At 71.3% G+C, this 23,104-nt stretch carries 16 protein-coding genes; 7 read left to right on the forward strand and 9 right to left on the reverse strand.

Going from position 1 to position 23,104, the window contains the following annotated elements:
- Nucleotides 1-215 precede the first annotated feature (215 nt).
- Together mnmA and AC1ROW_RS03325 are read right to left on the reverse strand one after the other, a co-directional pair.
- The gene (gene mnmA / locus AC1ROW_RS03320; RefSeq protein WP_493017431.1) at nucleotides 216-1,316 is read right to left on the reverse strand and encodes a tRNA 2-thiouridine(34) synthase MnmA; all 1,101 of its coding nucleotides are present in this window, start codon (nucleotides 1,314-1,316) and stop codon (nucleotides 216-218) included.
- 9 nt (nucleotides 1,317-1,325) lie between these two features.
- Nucleotides 1,326-2,528 (reverse strand): cysteine desulfurase family protein, encoded by a 1,203-nt coding sequence (locus AC1ROW_RS03325; RefSeq protein ID WP_493017432.1) that lies wholly within the window; start codon nucleotides 2,526-2,528, stop codon nucleotides 1,326-1,328.
- 48 nt (nucleotides 2,529-2,576) lie between these two features.
- Here AC1ROW_RS03325 and glgX point away from each other — a divergent pair, with 48 nt between their 5' ends.
- Nucleotides 2,577-4,676, forward strand: coding sequence for a glycogen debranching protein GlgX (gene glgX / locus AC1ROW_RS03330; protein WP_493017433.1), 2,100 nt, complete (start codon nucleotides 2,577-2,579; stop codon nucleotides 4,674-4,676).
- A complete protein-coding gene (ybaK, locus tag AC1ROW_RS03335; RefSeq protein ID WP_493017434.1) occupies nucleotides 4,676-5,164 on the forward strand; it encodes a Cys-tRNA(Pro) deacylase in 489 nt (162 codons plus the stop codon). The genes glgX and ybaK overlap by 1 nt, the downstream gene beginning before the upstream one ends.
- Nucleotides 5,165-5,232: 68 nt before the next feature.
- Here the strand turns inward: ybaK and glgP are convergent, their stop codons facing one another.
- Entirely contained in the window at nucleotides 5,233-7,800 is a 2,568-nt protein-coding gene (gene glgP, locus AC1ROW_RS03340; protein ID WP_493018350.1) for an alpha-glucan family phosphorylase, read from the reverse strand.
- An 82-nt stretch (nucleotides 7,801-7,882) separates the two neighbouring features.
- Between glgP and AC1ROW_RS03345 the strand changes: the two genes are divergently transcribed.
- On the forward strand, nucleotides 7,883-9,952 hold the full coding sequence (locus AC1ROW_RS03345; protein ID WP_493017435.1) for an alpha-1,4-glucan--maltose-1-phosphate maltosyltransferase: 2,070 nt from the start codon (nucleotides 7,883-7,885) through the stop codon (nucleotides 9,950-9,952).
- On the forward strand, nucleotides 9,949-12,156 hold the full coding sequence (gene glgB, locus AC1ROW_RS03350; protein ID WP_493017436.1) for a 1,4-alpha-glucan branching protein GlgB: 2,208 nt from the start codon (nucleotides 9,949-9,951) through the stop codon (nucleotides 12,154-12,156). The genes AC1ROW_RS03345 and glgB overlap by 4 nt, the downstream gene beginning before the upstream one ends.
- A 3-nt stretch (nucleotides 12,157-12,159) precedes the next feature.
- On the opposite strand, the gene AC1ROW_RS03355 is transcribed toward glgB, so the two are convergent.
- The 3 genes from AC1ROW_RS03355 to AC1ROW_RS03365 form a co-directional block, all read right to left on the reverse strand.
- Nucleotides 12,160-12,945, reverse strand: a complete 786-nt coding sequence (locus AC1ROW_RS03355; RefSeq protein ID WP_493017437.1) for an SDR family oxidoreductase — start codon at nucleotides 12,943-12,945, stop codon at nucleotides 12,160-12,162.
- 71 nt (nucleotides 12,946-13,016) lie between these two features.
- Nucleotides 13,017-14,000 (reverse strand): tetratricopeptide repeat protein, encoded by a 984-nt coding sequence (locus tag AC1ROW_RS03360; protein ID WP_493017438.1) that lies wholly within the window; start codon nucleotides 13,998-14,000, stop codon nucleotides 13,017-13,019.
- A gap of 39 nt (nucleotides 14,001-14,039) precedes the next feature.
- The gene (locus tag AC1ROW_RS03365) at nucleotides 14,040-15,920 is read right to left on the reverse strand and encodes a DUF8094 domain-containing protein (protein WP_493017439.1); all 1,881 of its coding nucleotides are present in this window, start codon (nucleotides 15,918-15,920) and stop codon (nucleotides 14,040-14,042) included.
- A 184-nt stretch (nucleotides 15,921-16,104) separates the two neighbouring features.
- On the opposite strand from AC1ROW_RS03365, the gene AC1ROW_RS03370 reads away from it, so the two are divergent.
- Both AC1ROW_RS03370 and AC1ROW_RS03375 read left to right on the forward strand, forming a co-directional pair.
- Entirely contained in the window at nucleotides 16,105-19,398 is a 3,294-nt protein-coding gene (locus AC1ROW_RS03370) for an apolipoprotein A-IV repeat region-like domain-containing protein (RefSeq protein ID WP_493017440.1), read from the forward strand.
- A 37-nt stretch (nucleotides 19,399-19,435) separates the two neighbouring features.
- The gene (locus tag AC1ROW_RS03375; RefSeq protein ID WP_493017441.1) at nucleotides 19,436-20,473 is read left to right on the forward strand and encodes an AI-2E family transporter; all 1,038 of its coding nucleotides are present in this window, start codon (nucleotides 19,436-19,438) and stop codon (nucleotides 20,471-20,473) included.
- 16 nt (nucleotides 20,474-20,489) lie between these two features.
- Here the strand turns inward: AC1ROW_RS03375 and AC1ROW_RS03380 are convergent, their stop codons facing one another.
- Nucleotides 20,490-21,233, reverse strand: coding sequence for an alpha/beta hydrolase (locus AC1ROW_RS03380; protein ID WP_493017442.1), 744 nt, complete (start codon nucleotides 21,231-21,233; stop codon nucleotides 20,490-20,492).
- Nucleotides 21,234-21,289: 56 nt separating this feature from the next.
- On the reverse strand, nucleotides 21,290-21,589 hold the full coding sequence (locus tag AC1ROW_RS03385) for an Rv1322 family protein (RefSeq protein WP_493017443.1): 300 nt from the start codon (nucleotides 21,587-21,589) through the stop codon (nucleotides 21,290-21,292).
- Between the two features lie 62 nt (nucleotides 21,590-21,651).
- On the opposite strand from AC1ROW_RS03385, the gene AC1ROW_RS03390 reads away from it, so the two are divergent.
- A complete protein-coding gene (locus AC1ROW_RS03390) occupies nucleotides 21,652-22,338 on the forward strand; it encodes a hypothetical protein (RefSeq protein WP_493017444.1) in 687 nt (228 codons plus the stop codon).
- Nucleotides 22,339-22,347: 9 nt separating this feature from the next.
- Here the strand turns inward: AC1ROW_RS03390 and AC1ROW_RS03395 are convergent, their stop codons facing one another.
- Nucleotides 22,348-23,061, reverse strand: coding sequence for an aggregation-promoting factor C-terminal-like domain-containing protein (locus AC1ROW_RS03395; RefSeq protein WP_493017445.1), 714 nt, complete (start codon nucleotides 23,059-23,061; stop codon nucleotides 22,348-22,350).
- Nucleotides 23,062-23,104: the final 43 nt, after the last annotated feature.

Below are 23,104 nucleotides of genomic sequence, written 5' to 3' on the forward strand. Positions count from 1 at the left end.
CGACGCCGTGACGGCAACGGAGGAGTCCCGCCCCGACACGCCGGGCAAAGTCAGTCACCGGAGGACATTGGCCGCCTATTCACCCGTATCTCCTCCGTTGCCGACGCCCCTCAGCCCGCGGTGAACGGAGGAGGTCGGGGCCAGATCCGGCCGTATGTCCTCCGGTAGCTGCCGACACGTCGGGAGCGCGGCCGGTCGTCCTCCGTTGCCGACCGTCAGGCGGGGACGGCGGAGACGGTGCGGTCGATGGTGGTCTGGCCGAGGACGCGGGTGCCGACGTAGACGACGGCGGTCTGGCCGGGGGCGACGCCGTTCAGGGGCTCGTCGGGGCGGATGACGAGCTCGCCGTCGCGGACCTGGGCCACGGCGGGCACGGGGTCGGCGTGGGCGCGGATCTGGACGTCGCACGTGAAGGCGGTCTCCGGCGACGCCGGAGCCTGCCCGGCCCAGGTGAAGCGCGCGCCCGCGATCTCGGCGATGTCGAGCGCCTCCTTCGGGCCGACGACCACGGTGTTGTCCTTCGGCCGGACCTCCAGCACGAACCGCGGGCGGCCGTCCGGCGACGGGTAGCCGATGTTGAGGCCCTTGCGCTGGCCGACCGTGTAGGCGTGCGCGCCCTCGTGCGAGCCGAGCCGGTTGCCCTCGCGGTCGAGGATGTCGCCCTCCGCCGCGCCGACGTGCTCGGCCAGCCAGCCGCGGGTGTCGCCGTCGGGGATGAAGCAGATGTCGTGCGAGTCCGGCTTGTTCGCCACGCTCAGCCCGCGGGCGGCCGCCTCGGCGCGCACCTCCGCCTTGGAGGGCGTGGCGCCGAGCGGGAACATCGCGTGCGCGAGCTGGTCGGCGGTGAGCACGCCCAGCACGTAGGACTGGTCCTTGGCCCAGGCGCTCGCGCGGTGAAGCTCGCGGTTGCCGTCGGCGTCGGTCAGGATGCTCGCGTAGTGGCCGGTGCACACGGCGTCGAAGCCGAGGTCGAGCGCCTTCTCCAGCAGCGCGGCGAACTTGATCCGCTCGTTGCAGCGCATGCACGGGTTGGGCGTGCGGCCGGCCGAGTACTCGGCGATGAAGTCGTCCACGACGTCGAGCTTGAAGCGCTCGGAGAAGTCCCAGACGTAGTACGGGATGCCGATGATGTTCGCGGCGCGCTGGGCGTCCATCGAGTCCTCGATGGTGCAGCAGCCGCGGCTGCCGGTGCGGAGCGTGCCCGGCATCCGGCTGAGCGCCAGGTGCACCCCGACGACGTCGTGCCCGGCCTCGACGGCGCGCGCGGCGGCCACGGCGGAATCGACGCCACCGCTCATCGCTGCCAGAACTCGCACCCGCAGAGTCTACGCCGTGGCGGCTGAGCGGCTCCCGGGGGCGCGTTCGGCCAGCCCCGCGCGCGCCGCCTGCGCGTACGCGCCCGGCAGCGCCGCGAGCAGTGCGTCGACGTCCGCCTCCGTGGAGGTGCGGCCGAGCGTGAACCGCAGAGCGCTCCGCGCCTCCTGTTCGCTCCGCCCCATCGCGAGCAGCACGTGCGACGGCTCCGGGATGCCCGCTGTGCAGGCCGCGCCCGTGGAGACCGAGAGCCCGGCGAGGTCGAGCAGAAACAGCAGCGAGTCGCCCTGCGCGCCGGGGAAGACGAAGTGGACGTTGGAGGCCACGCGCTCGCCGCCCTCCGGCGACGGCCCGCTCAGCACCGCCTGCGGCACGGCCTCCCGCACCCCGCGGATCAGCCGGTCGCGCAGCCCGGCGAGTCGGCGTGCCTCGTCCTCCCGCTCGGCCTCCGCAGCGAGCGCCGCCGCCGCGAACGCGACCGCCGACGCCACATCCTGCGTGCCGCTCCGCACCTGGCGCTGCTGGCCGCCGCCGTGGATCAGGGGCACCACCGCCGAGCGCCGGCCGAGGACGAGCGCGCCGATCCCGACCGGTCCCCCGATCTTGTGCGCGGAGACGCTGAGCGCGTCCACCCCGAGCGATGCGAACGAGAGCGGCAGGTGCCCGTACGCCGCGACCGCGTCCACGTGGACGGGGACGCCGGCGTCGCGGGCGAGCCCGGCCAGCGCGGCGACCGGCTGGATCGTCCCCACCTCGTTGTTCACAGCGAGGAAGGTGAGCAGCGCGACGTCCGACGGCGAGGCGAGCGCGTCCGCGACCACACCCGGCAGGATGCGGCCTTCCGGATCGAGCGGCAGCCATTCCGCCCGCGCCCCCTCCGCGCGTTCCAGCCACTCCACCGCGTCGACCGTGGCGTGGTGCTCGCCGCCCGGGACCAGGATGCGCGAGCGGACACCGCCGCCGCCCGCCCAGTACATCCCCTTCACCGCGAGGTTGATCGCCTCCGTGCCGCCGGAGGTGAAGACGACCTCGATCGGATCGCAGCCCAGGGTGGATGCGACGGCCTCGCGCGCCTCCTCCAGCATCCGCTTGGCCTGCTGGCCCTGGCTGTGGATGCTCGACGGGTTGCCGACGACCCCGAGCGCGTCCGTGAAGGCGGCGATCGCCTCCGGGCGCATCGGGGTGGTGGCGGCGTGGTCGAGGTAGACGGGCACCGAGGCCTCCTCAGGGTGCGGCGCGGTGTGGTCACTACTCTAGATCGCATGAGCCCCGTCGATCCTCTGCGCAACCTGGGTGTACGCATCGGTCCGCACGGCGGCGAGCTGCGGGTGTACTCCGCGAACGCCGACGCCATGCAGTTCTGCCTGTTCGACCCGAAGGACCCGGACTGGCGGGTGAAGACCGTCGAGATGCACCGCGACGCCAACGGCGTCTGGATGGGCCGCTCCCGGAGCCTCCAGGTCGGCAGCCTGTACGCGATCAACGTCTCCGGCCCGTCCGGTCCGCAGAACACGTTCAACCCCGAGACGTTGCTGATGGACCCCTACGCCAAGGGCCTCACCCGCGTCGGCCCGGAGGAGTGGCGCTCGACGGTGGTCTCCGACGGCTTCGACTGGGGGGACTCGCGGAAGCCCGGCACGCCCCTCGACCACACCGTCGTCTACGAGGCGCACGTGCGGGGCATCAGCCGGCAGAACCCGGACGTGCCCGAGGAGCTGCGCGGCACCTACGCCGGTCTCGCGCACGAGTCCACCATCGGCTACCTCAAGCACCTCGGCGTCACCGCGGTGGAGCTCCTGCCGGTGCACGCGTTCACCTCCGAGCAGCGCCTCATCCGCGAGGGCCTGACCAACTACTGGGGCTACAACACCCTCAACTTCTTCAGCCCGCACGCCCCCTACGCCACCCGCGCCGCCCAGGCCGCCGGCCCGGAGGCCGTGCTCGTGGAGTTCAAGGGGATGGTGAAGCTCCTCCACGAGGCGGGCATCGAGGTGATTCTCGACGTGGTCTACAACCACACCGCCGAGGAGGGCATCGGGGGCCCGCGCACCAGCTTCCGCGGCATCGACAACGCCACCTACTACCGGCAGGACGCGAACGGCGTGTACATCGACGTCACCGGCTGCGGCAACACGGTGGACTTCGGGCATCCCGTCCCGCAGCGCCTGGTGCTGGACTCGCTGCGCTACTGGGCGCAGGAGGTCCAGATCGACGGCTTCCGGTTCGACCTCGCCGTCACGCTGGGCCGCGGAGGGGACGCCTCCTACAGCCGCGACCACCCGCTCATCAACGACATGCTGAGCGACCCCGCGCTCGCCGACGTGAAGCTCATCGCCGAGCCGTGGGACGTCGGGATCGGCGGCTGGCAGACCGGCAACTTCCCCGGGAGCCCGGACGGCCGGGACGGCTGGTCCGAGTGGAACGACCGCTACCGCGACCGCGTCCGCAACTTCTGGCTGGCCGACATCGCCGAGGCCCGGCGGAACGGACAGGCGCCCATCGGCATCGGCGGCTTCGCCACCCGGCTCGCGGGGTCGTCGAACACGTTCTCCCCCGAGCGCGGCCCGCTGGCCTCCATCAACTTCATCACGGCGCACGACGGCTTCACGATGGCCGACCTCACCGCGTACAACGTCAAGCACAACCTCGGAAACGGCGAGGACAACCGCGACGGCACCGACAACAACCGGTCGTTCAACCACGGCGCAGAGGGCCCCACACTGGACGAGCGCGTCCTGCTCGACCGGCACAAGGCCATGCGCAACCTGATGGGCACGCTGCTGCTCTCCGCGGGCGTGCCGATGATCACAGCGGGCGACGAGTTCGGCCGCAGCCAGCGCGGCAACAACAACGCCTACAACCAGGACAGCGAGCTCACCTGGATGAGCTGGCTGCGCACCCGGGAGCAGCGGGAGATGCTCGACACGACCCGCCGCCTCCTGGAGCTGCGCCGCGACAATCCGGCGCTGCGGCCGAGCAAGTACGCCGTCTACGGCCAGACCACGCCGAACGCCAGCCACATGGACTGGTATGACGCCAGCGGTGCGCTCATGGACGACGAGGACTGGAACTCCCCCGAGAACCGCACGCTCCAGTACCTGGCGGCCTCCACGCCCGACAAGGAGGAGTTCAACCGCGTGCTCCTCATCGTGCACGGCGTCGAGGACGACGTGGAGGTCTCCCTGCCGGTCGCGCCCGGCGTCGAGTCGTACCAGTTGCTCTGGGACAGCGCGACAGAGGTGCCGATCCTGGAGGACGGCGTCGAGCTCGCGCCCGGCAGCAAACGTCTGGTGGGCGGGACGTCGATGCAGCTCTACCGGGCGAACGGGCCGCGCGTCGAGACACAAGCCGGGGCCGCCTGATGGCGAAGCGTCCGGCCTCGGCAGGCACTCCCGCGACGGTCGCGCTCGGCGCCGCCGCCATCCCCTACGCGGTGCACGCCTACGAGCACGACCCGGCTGCGCCGTCGTACGGCCTGGAGGCCGCCGACGCGCTCGGCGTGGAGCCCGACCGGGTGTTCAAGACGCTGCTGGCCGACACCGAGGTTGGGCTCGTCGTCGGCGTCGTGCCGGTGACCGGGATGCTCGACCTCAAGGCGCTCGCCGCGGCGGTGGGCGCGAAGCGCGCGGTCATGGCCGACCCGGCCGTCGCCGAGCGGCGCACCGGCTACGTCGTGGGCGGCATTTCGCCCATCGGCCAGAAGACCCGGCACGTCACCGTCGTGGACGAGACCGCGCAGCTCTTCGACACGGTGTTCGTGTCGGGAGGCCGGCGCGGCCTCGACCTCGAGCTCGCGCACGCCGACCTCCTGGTCGCGACGGGCGCGAGCTTCGCGGCGATCGCCAAGTAGCGCGAACGACCTGGCAGGACACGCCGTCTCGGAGCGGTCCGAGGCGGCGTGTCCTGCCAGGAGGATGCTCAGGCCGCCGCGACGAGGCCGAGTTCGGCGGGCGACAGCAACAGGTCGTTGATCGGCACGACACGGACGGTGTAGCCGAACGAGCCCGCCCAGGTCAGCGTGACGCCGCCGGAGAACTCGTGCGCGACCGACGGGTCGGCGCCGGGGACGCCACGGTCGAGCGTCAGGCGCTCGTAGTGCACGCCGGTCAGGTCCTCGCCGTCGTAGCTGCGGCCGTAGACCAGCTGCACCTCCACGTCCTCCGGGCGCAAGCCGTTCAGGTGCACGAGCGCGCGCACCCGGAGCTCGTCGCCCACCTGCGGCACGGCGTCGAGGCCGCCCGCGTCGACATGGGCCACGTTCACGCCGGGCCACGCGGATCGCACCCGGTCCTTCCAGGCCGCGAGCTCGCGGGCGTCGCGGTAGTCGTCGGCGCTGAGCCGTTTCTCGTTCGCGGCGGCCGGGATGTAGAGCCGCTCCACGTACTCGCGCACCATCCGCTCGGCGCTCAGCGGCGAGGACAGCGTCGCGAGCGTGTGCCGGATCTGGCCGACCCAGGTCCGCGGCACGCCGTCCCCGTCGCGGTCGTAGAACCGCGGCGCGATCTGGTGCTCGATCAGGTCGTACATCGCCTCGGCCTCCAGCGCGTCGCGCTCGGCCCCGTCCCCGGCGGCGTCCGCCGAGGGGATCGCCCAGCCGTTCTCGCCGTCGTAGAACTCGTTCCACCAGCCGTCGAGGATGGACAGGTTGAGCGCGCCGTTCAGCGCGGCCTTCATCCCAGAGGTGCCGCACGCCTCCAGCGGGCGCAGCGGGTTGTTCAGCCAGACGTCGGTGCCCGGGTAGAGCAGCTGGGCCATCCCGATGTCGTAGTCCGGCAGGAACACCATCCGGGAGCGGATCTCGGGCTCGGAGGCGAACTGCACGAGCTTCTGGATGAGGCGCTTGCCCTCGTCGTCGGCCGGGTGCGACTTGCCCGCGATCACGAACTGCACCGGGCGCTCCGGGTGCAGCAGGATGTTCTTCAGCCGCTCCGGATCGTGCAGCATCAGCGTGAGCCGCTTGTAGGTCGGCACGCGCCGGGCGAAGCCGATCGTGAGCACGTTCGGGTCGAGGAGGTCGCTGATCCAGACCGGCGCGATCCCGCCGGGGTTCTGCGCCTCCCACGCCGCGGCGACCCGGTGCCGGGCGTCCCTGACGAGCTGCTCGCGCATCCGGGTGCGCACGCTCCACAGGTCGAGGTCGCTGACCGCACCGGAGTTGCCCCAGTCGGCGTGCGTGGTGTCGTCGGTGCCGAGCCGCTCCATCGCCAGGGAGCGCAGGATCGGGTCGGTCCAGGTCGGCGCGTGGACACCGTTGGTGACCGAGTCGATCGGCACTTCTGCGCTGTCGAAGCCCGGGAACAGGCCACCGAACATCTGCCGGCTGACCTCGCCGTGCAGGCGGGAGACGCCGTTCGCGTGCTGGCCGAGGCGCAGGCCCATGACCGCCATGTTGAACACCGCGTCGGAGCCGCCCGGGTAGTCTTCCGCGCCGAGCGCGAGCACCTGCTCCGGCGCGACGCCCGGTAGCAGCGCCGTGGAGAAGTACCGCTCGACCAGCGGCCGGTCGAACCGGTCGATGCCGGCGGGGACCGGGGTGTGCGTGGTGAACACCGTGCCGGCGCGCACCACCTGGAGGGCCTCATCGAAAGTCAGCCCCTCGCCGATCAGGTCCGAGATGCGCTCCAGGCCGAGGAAGCCGGCGTGGCCTTCGTTGGTGTGGAAGACCTCCGCCTCCGGCGCGCCGGTGAGCTCGGTCCACGCCTTGACGGCGCGCACGCCGCCGATGCCGAGCAGCAGCTCCTGCAGCAGGCGGTGCTCGCCGCCGCCGCCGTAGAGCCGGTCGGTCACCGAGCGCAGGCTCTCGTCGTTCTCCGGGATGTCGGTGTCCAGCAGCAGCAGGGTCACCCGGCCGACCGCGGCCTGCCAGACCCGGGCGCGCAGCTCGCCGGCAGGGAGGGCGAGCGTGATCTGCACCGCCGTCCCGTCCGGTTCGCGCAGGACGCTGAGCGGGAGCCCGTCCGGGTCGAGCGCCGGGTAGCTCTCGATCTGCCAGCCGTCCGGCGTGATCGCCTGCGCGAAGTAGCCGGAGCGGTAGAACAGGCCGACCGCGACCAGCGGTGCGCCCAGGTCGCTCGCGGCCTTGAGGTGGTCGCCGGCGAGGATGCCGAGGCCGCCGGAGTACTGCGGAAGCGTGGACGCGATGCCGAACTCGGGCGAGAAGTAGGCGATCGACTTCGGCGCGGAACCGTCGAGCGACTGGTACCAGCGCGGCTCGCGGATGTACGCGCGCAGCTCGTCGCGGACGTGGTTCGCCCAGTCGACGTAGCCCTGGTCGGCGGCGAGCTCGCTGAGCCTCGCCGGATCGACCGAGCCGAGCAGCGCGATCGGATCGTGTTCGACCTCCTGCCAGAGTTCCGGCGAGATGCGGGCGAACAGCTCCTTGGTCGGCTCGTGCCAGGACCAGCGGAGGTTGCCGGCGATCTCCTCCAGAGCGGAGAGGGTGTCGGGGAGGACTGCGCGGACGGTGAATCTACGGATGGCCTTCACTCGCACGAGCATAGACGCGCCTCGTGACGGGAGTGTTAATGAGGGCTCATGACGAAAGAGCGAATGAGTGTACGGTCGGCATGTGGCAAAGAGCGCAGCGACCAAAACATCAGCCGCCGCAGCACCGGAGGCGCCGGCAGCCGTCGAGTACGACCCCCTCCTCCCCCGGCTCCCCATCCTGGGGCTCTCGCCGCAGGTGGACGAAGGCCACTGGGCCGCGTCCGCGTTCAGCGGCGAGGTCGTCCCGTTCGAGGCGACGGCCTTCCGCGAGGGCCACGACCGGATCGGGGTGGACCTGATCCTGCTCGACCCGTCCGGGAACCAGGTCGAGCACCGCATGCGGCCGCTCGCGCCCGGCACCGACCGCTGGGGCGTGGAGGTCCAGCTCGAGGAGGAGGGCCTGTGGCGCTACCGCGTCCAGGCCTACGCCGACGAGTACGCGACCTGGCGGCACAACGCGGAGGTCAAGGTCCCGGCTGGGATCGACGTCGAGCTGATGCTGACCATCGGTCGCGAGTTGCTGGAGAAGGCCGCGACCGACAAGCGCCGCAGCACCGCCGAGCGCCGTCACCTCTCCGAGGCCGCGCGGGTCGTCGGCGACACGGCACGCGGCGTGGACGAGCGCTTCCAGGCGGCGGTCGACGACCGGATCCGCCGCATCCTCACCGAGCGTCCCGTGGTCGCGCTGCCGTCACTGTCGGCGACGCGCGCCATCCTCGTGGAGCGCACCCGAGCCGGGGTCGGCAGCTGGTACGAGTTCTTCCCCCGCTCCGAGGGCGCCAAGCGCCTGCCGGACGGCTCCTGGCAGTCGGGGACCTTCCGCACCGCGGCCAAGCGCCTCCCGGAGGTGGCGGCGATGGGCTTCGACGTGGTCTACCTGCCGCCCATCCATCCGATCGGCCGCACCTTCCGCAAGGGCCCCAACAACACCCTGGAGGCCGGCCCGAACGATCCCGGCTCGCCCTGGGCGATCGGCGGCCCGGAGGGCGGCCACGACGCGATCCACCCGGACCTCGGAACGGAGAAGGACTTCGTCTTCTTCCTCGGCAAGGCCAAGCAGGCCGGGCTGGAGATCGCCCTCGACCTCGCCCTGCAGGCCTCCCCGGACCACCCCTGGGTCACGACGCACCCGGAGTGGTTCACCACGCTTCCGGACGGGACCATCGCGTACGCGGAGAACCCGCCGAAGAAGTATCAGGACATCTACCCGATCAACTTCGACAACGACTACGACGGCCTCCGGGCCGAGGTGCTGCGGATCGTGCGGTACTGGATGTCGCTCGGCGTCCGCATCTTCCGTGTCGATAACCCGCACACCAAGCCGCTGCACTTCTGGGAGTGGCTGATCCACACGGTCAACGCCACCGACCCCGACGTCGTGTTCCTCGCCGAGGCGTTCACCCGCCCCGCGCTGCTGCACACGCTGGCGAAGGCCGGGTTCCAGCAGTCGTACACGTACTTCACCTGGCGCAACACGAAGGAGGAGCTGGAGGAGTTCCTGACCGGGCTCGCGACCGAGACGGCCGACTTCCTTCGGCCGAACCTGTTCGTGAACACCCCGGACATCCTCACCGAGTACCTGCAGTTAGGCGGTCCCGCCGCCTTCAAGATCCGGGCCGCCATCGCGGCGACCGCCGCGCCGACCTGGGGCGTCTACTCCGGCTTCGAGCTGTACGAGAACGTCGCCCGGCCCGGCGCCGAGGAGTACATCGACAACGAGAAGTACGAGTACCGTCCGCGCGACTACGCCAGGGCCGCCGCGCTCGGCCGGTCGCTCGCGCCGTACTTGACCATGCTCAACCGCACGCGCAGCGAGCACCCGGCGCTGCGCCAGCTGCGCAACCTGCGCGTGCACCGGAGTGAGGACGACTCGATCCTCGTCTACTCGAAGTACCTCGCCGGCGAGTTCACCCGCAGCGGGAAGCCCGACGCGGTGCTCGTCGTCGCCAACGTCGACCCGCACTCGGTGCGCGAGACGATGGTCCACCTCGACGTCGAGGCGTTCGGCATCGAGCCGGGCGCGCAGTTCGAAGTCCGCGACCTGGTCACCGGCCAGCGCTGGACCTGGGGCCCGGACGCCTATGTACGCCTCGACGCGTTCACCGAGCCCGTGCACATCCTGACCGTCAAGCCGTTGGAGGCCACCCGATGACCCCGATCCCCGAGGGCGCCGCCGCCGTCGACCTGCCCGCCATCGACGACGACGTGCTGCGCGCCGTCGCCGCCGGCAGCTATCACGACCCGCACTCCGTGCTCGGCCAGCACCAGGTCGCCGCGGCAGGTGTGGAGGACCCGATCACGGTGATCCGCGCGCTCCGGCCTCTCGCCGAGGCCGTCTTCGCCATCCTGCCGACCGGCGCGCACCTCGAGCTCGCCCACCTGGGCCACGGCATCTGGCAGGGTGTCGACATCGTCGGCCCCGGCGCCTACGAGCTGGAGGCGCGCTACGCCGGCGGCAGCACCTGGACCACGGACGACCCCTACCGCTTCCTGCCGACCATCGGCGAACTCGACCTCCACCTGATCCGGGAGGGCAGGCACGAGACGCTCTGGACCGCGCTCGGCGCGCACGTGCGCGACCTCGGCGGTGTCGCCGGCACCGCGTTCACGGTCTGGGCTCCGCACGCCCGCGCCGTCCGGGTCGTCGGCGACTTCAACGGTTGGGACGGCACTCTGCACGCGATGCGCAACATGGGCGCCTCCGGCGTCTGGGAGCTGTTCGTGCCCGGGCTCGGCGAGGGCTCGATCTACAAGTTCGACCTGCTCGGCGCGAACGGCGAATGGGTGCGCAAGATCGACCCGATGGCCCAGGCGGCCGAGACCCCGCCGAACACGGCGTCGGTCGTCACGGTCAGCCGCCACGACTGGGCGGACGGCGAGTGGATGACGCGTCGCGCCGCCACGGACCCGCACTCCGGCCCGATGAGCGTCTACGAGCTCCACTTCGGCAGCTGGCGCCCCGGGCTCGGCTATCGGGAGGCCGCCGACCAGCTCATCGACTACGTCGGCGGGCTCGGCTACACGCACGTGGAGTTCCTGCCGCTCGCCGAGCACCCGTTCGGCGGCTCCTGGGGCTACCAGGTGACCGGCTACTACGCGCCGACCAGCCGGTTCGGCTCGCCGGACGACCTCAAGTACCTGATCGACCGCCTGCACCAGGCCGGCATCGGCGTCATCCTCGACTGGGTGCCCGGCCACTTCCCCAAGGACGACTGGGCGCTCGCCCGCTTCGACGGTCAGGCGCTCTACGAGCACTCGGACCCGCGGCGCGGCGAGCACAAGGACTGGGGCACGTACATCTTCGACTACGGCAACTCGCAGGTCCGCAACTTCCTGGTCGCCAACGCGCTGTACTGGCTGGAGGAGTTCCACGTCGACGGCCTCCGCGTCGACGCCGTGGCCTCCATGCTCTACCTCGACTACTCGCGCAACGAGGGCGAGTGGGAGCCGAACATCCACGGCGGCCGCGAGAACCTGGAGGCGATCGGCTTCCTGCAGGAGGTCACCGCGACCTCCTACAAGCGCAACCCCGGTACGGTGATGATCGCCGAGGAGTCCACGAGCTACGCCGGCGTGACCGCGCCGACGTCCTCGGGCGGCCTCGGCTTCGGGCTCAAGTGGAACATGGGCTGGATGCACGACGCGCTCCAGTACATCCAGGAGAACCCGATGTGGCGCAGCTATCACCACAGCGAGATCACGTTCTCCTTCGTCTACGCCTGGAGCGAGAACTTCCTGCTGCCGATCAGCCACGACGAGGTCGTGCACGGCAAGGGCTCCCTGATCGGGAAGATGCCGGGCGACCACTGGCAGCAGCTCGCGAACGTGCGCGCCTTCCTGTCGTTCATGTGGGCGCACCCGGGCAAGCAGCTGCTGTTCATGGGACAGGAGTTCGGGCAGTACTCCGAGTGGAGCGAGGAGCGCGGCCTGGACTGGTGGATGCTCGACCAGCCGAGCCACCGCGGGCTCTGGAACCTCGTCTCGCAGCTCAACGCCGTCTACCGCGACAACCCGCAGTTCTGGGCGCTCGACAACGACCCGGGCGGCTTCGAGTGGCTGGACGGCTCCGACGCAGCAGGCAACGTGCTCGCGTTCCTGCGCAAGGACCGCGACGGCTCACCGATCGCCGTGCTGCTGAACTTCTCGGGCAACCCGCACGGCGACTACCGGGTGGGCTTGCCGTTCGCCGGCGAGTGGGAGGAACTGCTCAACACGGACGCCGAGGACTTCGGCGGGTCGGGTGTCGGCAACTTCGGCGGCGTCACGGCGCACGACGAGCCGTGGATGGGGCGGCCGGCCTCCGCCGTGCTGACCCTCCCGCCGCTCGGGGCGTTGTTCCTGCGGCCGAAGAGATAAGTCTCAGGCGGATTCGGTAAGCCACGCCGCGTAGGCGAGGCCGTCCACGGCGTGCTCCGGCGCGAGGTGACGACCGGCGCGCCATGCCGAGCCGAGGTGACCGGCGAGGCGGACCGACAGGATCGGCCGGCGCGTGCCGGTGGCGTCCTTCCACTGCCGCGCCAGCGACCGCGCGCTCTCGACCCGCGGGCCGCCCACCGTGCGGATCGACCCCGGCTCGCCTGCCCCCTCCGCCGCGTCCAGCAAGACGCGCGCGACATCGGTCACCGCGATGGGCTGGAACCGCGTCCCGGAGGGCGCCGTCAGCGTCCCGAAGCGGCGTCCGCGCTCGAACACCGACGTGACGAAGTCGTGGAACTGCGTCGCGCGCACGATCCTGACCTCCAGCGGCGACTCCAGGTAGACCTCTTCCTGCGCCAGCTTCGACCGGTAATACGGATAGCGCGCGCCGTCGATGCCCGCGATGGACAGCAGCACCGCGCGGCCGACGCCGTAGCGCGCCGCGGTGTGCAGGAGGTTGCGGGAGCCGTGCGCGAACACGTGCGACGCGCGGCGGCCGCCCGCGTTGCTCGCGTCGATGAGCACGTCGACTCCATCGACGGCCTCCTCGAGCCCGTCGCCCGTCACGAGGTCGGCCGTCACGTAGGCGGCGCCCTCGACGTACTGGGGCGAATCGTCATCGGGGGTGCGGCGAGCCGCGACCACGACCTGGTGGCCGCGTGCGACGGCCTCAGCGGTGACGGCACGACCGGCCAGACCGGTCCCACCGACGACGAGCACTCGGGACATGCGCGAGCCTTCCAGGCGAGGGGGATGTCATCCGCTCTCCGCGCTGGGCCCCGGGGGCTGGGGGAAGCGTGTCAGTAGAGCAGCGAGGCCAGCCTAGCCCTGGCCTTGCCGACGCGGGGGTCGTCCACGCCGACAATCTCGAAGTACTCGAGGATCCGTGCGCGCACGGCCTCCTTGCCCTCGGCGTCGAGCGTCGGGAAGAGCGTCAGCAGCCGGTCGAACGCATCGTCGACGTGACCGCCGGAGAGGTCGAGGTCGGCCACGGCGAGCTGCGCGTCCCTGTCGCCCGGGGCGGAGGCCGCGGCGTTCCGGATCTCGTCCAGCGTGCGGCCGGCCAGTCGCGCCAGCAGGCTCACCTGCGCGAGGCCCGCGATCGCCATCTGGTCGCGGGGGTCCTGCGCGATCGCGGTCTTGTAGGCGGCGATGGCCGCCGGATAGTCACCGCGGTCGATCGCGTCGTACGCCTCGGCGTGCAGCGGCGGCAGCGGCGGCTCCGGCGCGGGCTCGCCGGCATCGGCTCCCGGGGTCTCCCCCGCTGCGGCGTCGACCTGCGCCGTGCCGGTGACCCCGTTCTGCGCGGCCAGTTCGAGCAGCTGGGCGAACACATCGCGCACCTGGTCCTCCGGCAGCGCGCCCGTGAAGAGCTGCACCGGACGGCCGGACACGATGCCTGCGACCGCCGGCGCCGACTGGGCCTGGAAGGCCTGGACGAGCTGCGGATTGGCGTCCACGTCGACCTGGACGAGGACGATCCGGCCCGCGAGGTCGGTGGTGACCCGGTCGAGGACCGTCGCGAGAGCGCGGTCCGGGTCGGCCCAGGAGGCGGTCAGCGCAACCACGACCGGGATCCGCATCGACAGGTCGATGAAGTCGTTGAAGTTCGCGTCGGTGCCCTGGAAGAAAAGGCTGGGCAGCTCGATCGGCTCGCGGTTGGTCGCGCCGCCAGCGCCGCCGGCGCCGCCCGCGTCGCCCTGGCCGGGCTGCGGCCGGTTCACCAGGCCGCTCAGGTCCACGGCGCCGCGAAGATTGGTCGGATTCGGGGGAAGCTGACTCATGCGATCAAGCCTACTGCGCGGCTCCGAACGGGACGCGGGTCACTGCACCTCGCGGGCGGAGATGAGCCCCTGGGCGAACCCGAGCAGGCGCACCTTCCCGTTCGAGCCCGCCGGGGGCACGTAGAACGCGAGCTGGTAGCCGTAGACCGACTCGATCCCGGTGTTCGACTGCGCGACGCCGCTGAGCGCCGCCGTGGTGGCGCCAGCGATGACCTGCGCGCCGGCCTCCGTCACCTTGTGCAGCTGCACCTCTTCCGGGTTGACCCAGACGATGGCGCCGGAGTCGTTGGTCGCCATCGAGATGGTCGGCCCTGCGCCGGCGCGGCCGGTGAAGGTGAGGGAGGAGGTCTGGCCGAACTGCTGGGCGAGCCTGGCCTGCTCCTGCTGCTTCCACGAGGCGCCGACCTGTGCGACGAGCTTGTCGTCGGTGAGGTCGAAGCTGGAGTACCACTTGCTCTTGTCGTCGTTCAGCAGGATGTCGCTGTACGCGGTCGCCACCTGGTCGGGCTGCACCTTGAGCAGCTTGGAGTCAGGAGGGACCACCGCGGCCCCGATGCTCGCCGGCGCGAGGTTCGGCACCTTGACGTTCGGCTCGAGCGCGATGGCGTACTCCACCAGGTAGTTGTCGCGCGGCGTCTGCTGCACGAGGGCGAGCGCGAGCGGCGCCTGCGGCTTTCCGGTGGCGTCGTTCGGCATCTTCACGACGGCGGTGACGGTGCGCGGCCAGCTGTCGGTCGCCTGCGGGAGCGAGAGCTCGAGGGGACCGGCCGGGATGGCGGGAAGCGGCGGCTGGTCGGGCTTCTTCGCGCGGATGGCGTAGGTCGCCTCGCGCAGCTGGAGGGCGGGTCCGGCGAAGCGCTCCTTGGCGAGGTTCGGGTCGTTCTTGGCGTCCGCGTTGGTCGCCGCGACCGAGATCCGCTTGATGATTCGCTCGAGCTGCGGCGCCGTCACGGCCGGAGCCGGCGAGGTGCCGTTGTTGGGCGCGCTCGTCGCGGTGGTCGTCGGTGTCGGCGTGGGCGTCGACGTGTCGGCGAACGCGGCGCCCGCGCCGGTGCCGGTCAGGGCGAGGACGCCCGCGAGGAGCGCCGGCGCCATCACGCGCGTGCGCCGGCTCGACCGGCGGCCGCGCGGGGTCGCCTCGATGGACGCGGTCGGCTTGTACTTGGGGGCTTTGGGGAGCTTCGGCATCTTGGGTCCGCTCTTGCGCCGTGGCCCGCGCGACTTCCGGTGGGTGTACAGCCCCCACAGGTAGAGCGCGATGCCGATCACCAGGAGCACGAGTCCGCCGATGATGAGCGGGAACGCCAACGGCGTGCTGGTGTCGACGGGCCAGGTCAGGAGGATCTTGTTCGGGGCGGGGGTGGTCCCGTCGCCTGCGACGATGACGCTCACGCCGGACGGGACGTTCATCTTGGTGACCTGTGCGTCCTGGCCGTCGTACTCGTCGAGCCAGAGGTCGGAGCCGGCCGGGTTGGGGCCGGCGGTCGTCGGCGCCGAGCCGGAGGGGGCCGGCGCGGCGGTCGGGGCCGGGGTGGAGGTCGCGCCCGGCGAAGCGGTGGACCCCCCAGGGTCGGTCGAAGCCGCCTTCGGAGTCACGGTCTTCACCGACAGCGCGCCATCGCCCGCGCGGTACGAGATGGTCGCGTACTTCTGATCGTTCAGCCACGCTTTCACGTCGGCGGTGCGGCCATAGGCGACCATCTGCGTCTTGGCGTCCTTGGAGCCGGAGACGGACAGCGTCTGCTGTCCAGGATGGGCGTTCAGCACCGCGCTGTCGATGAGGACGTAGCGGGCGCCGCCCGGGACGGTCGCAGAGGCGGACACCTGCGACGGGGGTGCGAAGATCGTGCGCTGGGCGATGCCGGCCACGATCATGACGGCAGCGACCACGAACGCGACGATGGCCAGTACGAAACGCAAACAGAACTCCTCGGTGCCGGACGGGGGGCGGGCACAGTCACACAACGATAATGGAGCACCCTGAGAGGCATCTAACCGTTGTCTGCACGGTCACGCAGTCCCCCATGCGGGTACACGGCCTCGAAATGTAAGATCGATGCGGCGCGCGCGCGGCTCGCTCACTCGATCCCACAGGAGTAACACGGTGGCCACCGACGAATCCAACTTCACCCAGGTCTTTCGCGGATATGACAAGGACGAAGTCGACCAGGCCATCCAGGACCTTCGCCGCGAACTGATCAAATCCAACACCCAGTCCGCCGACCAGGCCAAGGAACTCAAGCGCCTCCAGCTCCGCATCGACGAGCTGAACGCCGAGATCGAGGAGGTCGGCAGCCCGACCTACTCCGGCCTCGGCACCAAGCTGGAGAACACGCTGCGGGTGGCCGAGGAGCAGTCCACCCGGCTCATCGCCCAGGCCGACATCGACGCCGAGAAGCTGCGCGCCGGCGTCGCCGCCGAGGTCGACAAGATCAAGAAGACCGCTGCGCAGCAGGCCGAGCGCGTGCTCGCGGACGCCCAGGCCCGCGCCACGACCGCCCTCGAGGACGCCCAGATCGAGTCCTCCGAGCTGCTCGCGCGCACCCGCGCCGACAAGGAGACCCTCCTCAACGACGCGATCCGGGAGGCCGCCGCCATCCGCGGCGCGGTGGCCACCGAGGCGGCGGAGCTGAGGGCGACCAGCAAGCGCGAGGCGGCCGCCCTCCGCGCGGAGGCCGACCGCGAGGCCGCCGAGCTGAGGGCCGTCGCCCTGCGCGAAGCCGAGGCCGCGCGAACGGAGGCGGCCGAGCTCGATCGGACGATCGCCGCCCGGCGCGCCGAGCTGGAGAACGCGCTCGCGGCCGACCGCGCGGCGTTCGAGCGGGAGGCCGCCCAGACGCGCCTCGAACTCGACAAGCGCGTCGCCGAGACCGCCGACCGTCTGGCCGCGGACGAGGCCGAGGCGCGCGGCGCCCTCGCCGCCGAGATGGCCCAGGCCCGCGCCGAGCTCGCGGACGAGGTCGAGCAGCAGCGCGCCACGCTCGCCGCGCTGGCGACGCAGACCCGCGCCGACCTCGACCACGAGGAGACCACCCGGCGTCAGGCGCTCGCCGCCGACGTCGAACAGACCACGACCGCCCTCGCCGCCGAGGTGGAGCAGACCAAGAGCTCCCTCGCAGCGGAGGTCGAGCAGACCAAGGCCCGCCTGGCCGACGAGGTCACGACGACCAGCTCCGCCCTCGCGGACGAGGTCACCCGGACCAAGACGGAGCTCGCCGACGAGGTGGCGCGCACGAAGGCCGCGCTCGCGGACGAGGTCACCAGCACGAAGGCCGCGCTGGAGACCGAGGTCACGACCACCCGCTCGGCGCTCGAGACCGAGGTGACCAGCACCCGGTCGGCGCTGGCCGAGGAGGTCGAGCGTACGAAGAAGGAACTCGCCGACGAGGTTCTGCAGACCCGTTCGACCCTGGAGCGCGAGACCACAGAGACCCGCAGCGCCCTCGAAGCCGACCGCACGACGACCGCCGCCCAGCTCGCCGCCGACCGGGAGCGCGTCGCGAACGAGCTCGCGGCCGAGGAGGAGACCACCCGCGCCCGCGTCGCAGCTCTGCGGGAGCGCACCGCCGCCGAGCTGGCGACGGAGGTCAAGGACACCCGCGCCGACCTTGCCGCGGAGGTCGAGACCACCCGCGCCGAGGTCGCCAAGGAGATCGACGCGGCGCGCTCCGCCCTCGCGAAGGACGTCGAGACCACGAAGGCCTCCCTCGCCAAGGAGGTCACGAGCACGCGCTCCGCGCTGAAGAAGGAGGTCGAGAACACCCAGGCCGCGCTGGCCAAGGAGGTCGAGACGACCCGGGCCTCCCTCGCCAAGGAAGTCGAGACGACGCGCGCCGAGCTCGCCGCAGAGGTGGAGACGGCACGCGCCGAACTCGCGGAGGAGGTCGAGACCACCACCTCCGCCCTCGCGGAAGAGGTCGAGACCACCAAGGCCGCCCTCGCGGAGGAAGTCGAGACGACCAAGGCCGCCCTGGCGGAAGAGGTCGAGACGACCAAGGCCGCGCTCGCCGAGGAGGTTCAGACCACGCAGGCCGCGCTCGCCGACGAGGTCGAGACCACCCGCGCCGAGCTGGCCGCCGACGCCGAGCGCCAGCGCCGCGAGCTGGAGGCCGAGGCAGCCGAGGTGCGCGCCGAGCTGGCCGCCGAGGTCGGGGAGGCCCGCACCGCGCTCGCCGAGGAGCTTGCGACCGAGCGCAGCGCGCTCACCGCTGAGGTCACTTCGACCCGCGCCCAGCTCGCCGCCGACGTCGACCAGACCGCCGCCCGGCTCGCCGCCGAGAAGGAGCAGACCCTCTCCGCGCTCGAGACCCAGGTCGTCACCACGAAGGCCGCTCTGGCCGCGGAGGTCGAGCAGACCAAGTCCGCCCTGGCCGCCGAGGTCGAGCAGACCAAGTCCGCACTGGAGACCGAGGTCACGACCACGACCTCCAACCTCGCCGCCGAGGTCGAGCAGACGAAGTCGGCGCTCGAGACCGAGGTGACCACCACCAAGTCGGCCCTGGCCGCCGAGGTCGAGCAGACCAAGTCCGCCCTCGCCGCGGAGGTCGAGGAGACCCGTTCCCGGCTCGCCGACGAGACCGAGCAGACCCGCAGCACGCTCGCGGCGGACGTCAAGCGCACCACCGCCGAGCTCGCCGATCAGCGGGCCCGCACCGCGCAGGAGCTGAAGAACGACCGCGAGCAGCAGCGCCTGGAGCTGGAGCGCGAGGCCGACCAGACCCGGGTGACCCTTGCCGAGGAGACCGAGCGCGCCCGCGTCACGCTCGACGCCGAGACCGCGAAGGCGCGCGCGCAGATCGCGCGCGAGAGCGCCGAGGCGAGCACCGCGCTCGACGCCGAGCTCGCCGAGCGCCAGGCCGCCTTCGACCAGGAGGCCGCGACCGCCCGCGCCGACCTCGACGCCGAGCTCACGGCCCTGCGCACCTCCACGCTCGCCGAGCTCGACAAGCGCACCCGCGAGATCGAGCAGGCGCGCATCGACCTCGACGTCGAGCTGCGCGCCCGCCGCGACGAGGCCGAGAAGGAGTACCTGAGCCGGCACCAGGAGGCCGTCGCCCAGACGCAGAAGTACTTGGACGAGGCGAACGTCCAGCTCGCCGACGCCGTCAAGCGCACCTCCCAGGCCCGCACGGAGGCCGAGACCCTCGACACGGAGGCCCGCGAGACGGTGAAGAAGGCGCGCAAGGAGGCCGAGAAGGCCGCCGCGGCCATCGTGCGGGAGGCGCAGGAGCGCGCCGACGCCCTGATCGCGGACGCCGAAGAGCGCACGCAACGCCTGGTCGCCGACGCGGAGGAGCGCCTCGCCCAGATTAGGATTGAGCGCGAAGCCGTCGCCGGGTACTTCGAGAACCTGCGGGGTATGCTCCAGCAGGCGGACAAGGTTTCCGCAGACGACTGAGTCCGCCTCCCGGGTGGACAGCCCGGAGGGGGACTGAGTGAAGATCCAGAACGCGTTCCGACTCGGACTGATCGGCACCCTCGGCGTCGGCCTGGGCGTCCTGATCCTGACGTCGATCGTGAGCCTGGCCACGATCATCACGTACATCGGCGCCGCCCTGTTCCTCGCCCTCGGGATCGAGCCGCTGATCTCCTTCCTGGAGCGCAGGAAGTTCCCGCGCTGGGCGGCGCTGGTCGTCACGCTCGTGGTCATCATCGGCGCCTTCGTCGGCCTGATCTGGGCGATCGTCCCCGTCGCGGTCGGCCAGGCGACCCAGCTCGTCCAGAACTCGATCAACTGGGTCAACAACGGCGGCGCGGAGAAGTGGTTCCTCAGCCTCCAGCACCAGTTCCCGACCATCGTCAACCAGCAGAACATCGACACGGTCACCCAGTGGCTGCAGAAGAACCTCCCGGACATCACGTCCAAGGTGCTGCAGACCGGCATCGGGATCGTCCAGGGCGCGTTCGGCGTCATCATCGTCGTGATCCTGACGATCTACTTCACCGCGTCGCTGCCGAGCATCAAGCGTGCGGCCTACCAGCTCGTGCCGGCCTCCCGCCGCTCCCGCTTCGCCGACCTCGGCGACCAGATCACCGACTCGGTCGGCAAGTACGTCGGCGGCCAGGTCTCGCTCGCACTCGTCAACGGCGTGCTGAGCGCGATCTTCCTGACGATCATCGGCGCGAAGTTCCCCATCCTGCTCGCGTCGATCGCGTTCTTCTTCTCGCTGATCCCGCTTGTGGGCACGATCACCGGATCGGTCATCATTGTGGCGGTCTGCTTCTTCTCCGGCACGCCTACCGCGATCGCCGCCGCGATCTACTACATCGTCTACATGCAGGTGGAGGCCTACGTGCTGAGCCCCCGCATCATGAACCGCGCGGTGTCGGTGCCGGGCGCGCTCGTCGTGGTCGCGGCCCTCGCCGGCGGCACGCTGCTCGGCATCCTCGGCGCGCTGGTCGCCATCCCGTTCGCCGCGGCGATCCTGCTCATCATCAAGCAGGTCGTCATCCCACGCCAGAACGAGCTCTAGGCGCGCGCAGGCCGCGTCAGGCCGGCGGCCACTGCGTCGGCAGGGGCGCCGCCGCGGCGTTCAGCCGTTCGACGATCTCGTCGAGCACGCGACGGGTCTGGTTCTCCCCCACCCAGAGGTGCTTGCCACCCTCTACGTCGACCAGCTCGATCTGCGGCAGCGGACGGAACCGCTCCGCCGCCTCCGCCGGCCGCAGGTAGTCGTCGTGCTCGGGAATCAGCGCCACGATCGGGCGGTGGTCCCCCGCCCAGGCCGCCAGGTGCTCGGGCTTGGCCCGGTGCAGCGGCGGCGACAACAGGATGATCCCGTCGACCGGGCACTCCCGCCCGTACATCAGCGCGAGCTCCGTGCCGAACGACCAGCCGAGCAGCCACGGGTGCGGGAGGCCGCGCTCGGCGACGAACGCCATCGCCGCCTCGACGTCGTAGCGCTCGTCCACGCCGTGGCCGAACTCGCCCTGGCTGCGGCCACGCGGGGACGCCGTGCCGCGCGTATTGAAGCGCAGCACGGCGATGTCCGCCAGCGCGGGCAGTCGCCCCGCGGCCTTGCGGAGGATGTGGGAGTCCATGAAGCCGCCGCCGGTGGGCAGCGGGTGCAGCGTGACCAGGGTCGCCACCGGCTCACGGTCGAGCGGCGAGGCGAGCTCGCCGACGAGGGTCAGGCCGTCGCGCGTGCGAAGCTCGATGTCCTCGCGCCGGGCGGGCAGCTCGACACCGCCGCGGATCTCGATCGGCCCCTCGGCCGCTGCAGTATCGGTCATCGTCCTGTCTCTCTCGTCGCTGTTTCTCTCGTCGCTGTTTCTCTCGTCGCTGCCGCTCACGCGATCCGCCAGCAGGAGGTGTGCCAGTGCCGGCGGGCGGCCAGGTCGGCCGCGTCGCCCATCACCCCGTCCGCGCGCCAGGCGACCAGGTGCGCGACGCCGGGGCCGATCTCGCGGCCGCAGCCGGGGCACACGTAGCTCTTCTGCGCCTGCACGGCCGACACGGGCTGCACATTCCATTCGACGCCGCGCCGGACCTCCGTGCGCCGCCAGCCGGCGAGGAGTCGGTCGAGGCCGTCCTGCTCCTCCTCACGCGGCTCGCCGTGGCGGCGGCGGGGACGATTGCTGCGGGGCACCGCTCCAGTCTAAGCAGCCCGCGGCTGTCGCCCGCCGACCCACGCGCAGTACCATCGGCGGCATGAGCGACGACGCTCGAGGCAGCGACTCCAGCAACACCGATGCTCTCACCGCGCAATTCCTCGCGACCGAGCACTGGAGCCTCCTGGCATCGCGCAGCACCACGCAGAGCGAGGTGCTGACCCGGATCAGCATGCTCCTGACCTTGATGTCGGCCGCACTGGTCAGCATCGCGCTGGTGGGCCAGGCGACGAAGTTCATGGGCATCTTCCCGGCGTTCGCCGACGCCCTGCTCGGCCTCGTGGTGGTGGTCGGCGTGCTCACCCAGGTCAGGGTGACGAACGTGTCCATGGAGGACCTCATGTACGTCCTCGCGATGAACCGCCTCCGCGCCGAGTACGTTCGGCTGGCGCCCGAGGTCGCCCGCGTGCTCAGCGCCTCCTGGCACGACGACAGGGAGGGAGTGACCCGCACCTACTACTTCCTCGGCCGCCGCGGTCAGAGCCAGGTCATCGGCAGCAGCATGATGTTCACTTTCGTCGTGAACGGAGCGCTGGTCGGCCTCTTCCTGGGCGTCGTGCTCGCGACGAACGGCGTGGGCGTGCCCGTAGCCTGGACGGTCGGAGTCGTCTGCGCGGTCATCTACATCATCGCGTCCGTCGCGATCGGCGGGCGGATCTACTTCCGGTTCTGGCGCGACTACACGCCGACGTCGCCCAGCGAGCAGCCGCCGTCTCCTGCGGAGTGAGCTTCCGGCTCAGTACCAGCCGCTGGACTGCGAGTGCGCCCAGGCGCCGCAGGGGTTCGTGTACCGGCCGGCGATGTAGCTGAGGCCCCACGAGATCTGCACGGAGGCGTCCGTCTGCCAGCCCGGGCCCATCTTGCTTCCGGGCAGGGCCTGCGGGATGCCGTATGCGCCGCTGGGGTTGGACGCGTTCACGCGCCAGCCGGACTCGCGGTTCCAGAGCGACACGAGGCAGCTGTACTGGTCGTCGCCCCAGCCGCGGGCGTGCACCATCTGGAGCGCGATCGCCTGCGCGGTGCCCGGCGACGGGATGGGGGCCGACGGGGCGCTCGCGCTGCCCGATGACCTCGACGACGACGAAGAGGACGACTTGGTCGGCGTGGGGGTCGGCGTCGGCGTGGGCGTCGGCTTCAGCTTGACGGCAGGGGCGTCACGCGAGACGGCCGTCCCCGAGGCGTCGGGAGCCGTCAGGCTCTGCACGGGCACGGCGCCGTAGCGGGACGACTGCTGGATGCTCTGGAGGGACTCGGCATAGGCGGGCGTGGCCGCAGACCCCGAGTACGGGTCGACGACATTGACCAGCGCGAAACCGACGGCCGCGGTGAAGGCGAACCCCCAGATGACGGCGCGCGAACGGACGTGAGGCCGTCGCGAACGGCGGAATGCGACTCCGACCGGGTTGGCAGGGGTCAGCGGAACGAGCTCTGCTGCTTCTTGTCTACCCACGATCACAGAACCATAACGAACATTTCAGCGGTTTCCAACACGG

This window comes from Leifsonia sp. GW821-FHT13C09 (assembly GCF_058806435.1).